At 58.7% G+C, this 1084-nt stretch carries 2 protein-coding genes; one reads left to right on the top strand and one right to left on the bottom strand.

Annotation, left to right across the window (positions count from 1 at the left end; all coding sequences use genetic code 11):
* A partial coding sequence (locus tag ABT116_RS49600) for an EAL domain-containing protein (protein WP_351648299.1) occupies positions 1-474 on the top strand: 474 nt, incomplete at its 5' end.
* 1 nt (position 475) lies between these two features.
* Here the strand turns inward: ABT116_RS49600 and ABT116_RS49595 are convergent.
* Positions 476-1084: GGDEF domain-containing protein (locus ABT116_RS49595; protein WP_351648297.1), on the bottom strand; the 609-nt coding region annotated here is incomplete at its 5' end.

Genomic DNA, 1084 nt, shown 5'->3' with positions numbered 1-1084 from the left:
CTCGTAGCCGGGATTGTCTCCAAAACCCCAGTCCAGCAGGGTCTCGCTATGGCGGAGCGTATCTCCGTGTCGGGGGTTGTGGACGATCGCGCGATCCGCGATCTCTACAAGTTGCGTGAACTCGGTGTCACCGTCGCACTCGACGATTTCGGCACCGGCTATTCGTCTTTCGCAACGCTCCAGAGACTTCCGATCGACGTCCTCAAGATCGATCGCATGCTGGTCACCGACTCGGATGATCCGAAGATGTCCGTCGTGAAGTCTATTGTCGAATTGGCTGCGGCCCTGGGTATGAAGTCGTTGGCCGAGGGCGTCGAGACCATCGAGCAGTTCCGCCGCGTTCAGTGGGTCGGGTGTGACCTTGTCCAGGGTTACCACATCAGCAAGGCTCTGACCGCTGAGCGCGTCGATGTGTATCTTGCCGCGACGGACACGGAAACCGGGCGTAGCGTCCACCCACTGACCTGGCTGTGAATCAGATCTGAGCCGAGCGGATCGTATTACCGCCTGCCGCTTTCGCTTGATACATCATCGAATCCGCGACGTTCGTCGCTGCCAGGATCGCGGAAGTACCGCCGCTCCACGCCTTCGATTCGGCGGTCATCATCACCGCTCCGACGCTCACCGTTGTGGGGATCGCGTCGGAACAATCCGACAGCGCCGCGTTTATCCCTTCGATCAACAGGGTTGTCGATTCGGGATCGCCGGCAATGACGGCCAGGTATTCTTCTCCGCCCGTGCGAGCGATGACTCCGCGTTCGCCGAGATGTGTGCTCAATCGGTTCGCTGTTCTTCTGATGACATGATCGCCTTCGGCGTGGCCGTGAAGATCATTCACCGTCTTGAATTTGTCGATATCGACGACGATGAAAGCGAGAGAAGAAGAATCGTCTCGGGCGCTCTCGAAGAGATCGCCGACTGCCCCTTCCAGTCCCCGACGGTTGAACAGTCCGGTGAGAGGATCACGATCCGAATACTGGGCATCGCGGTACAGAGTGCGCCAAGTCAGGTGCGCAAAAATGGGAACAAGGGTGACAGCTCCGAAAAGAACTGTGCCTCGGGCGAGAAGCGTCGTGATATCGAC

It is taken from the genome of Streptomyces sp. NPDC002130, assembly GCF_040296465.1.
GTDB lineage: Bacteria > Actinomycetota > Actinomycetes > Streptomycetales > Streptomycetaceae > Streptomyces.
Note: the sequence above shows the minus strand (reverse complement) of the source record. Positions and strands in the feature narration are given on the sequence as shown.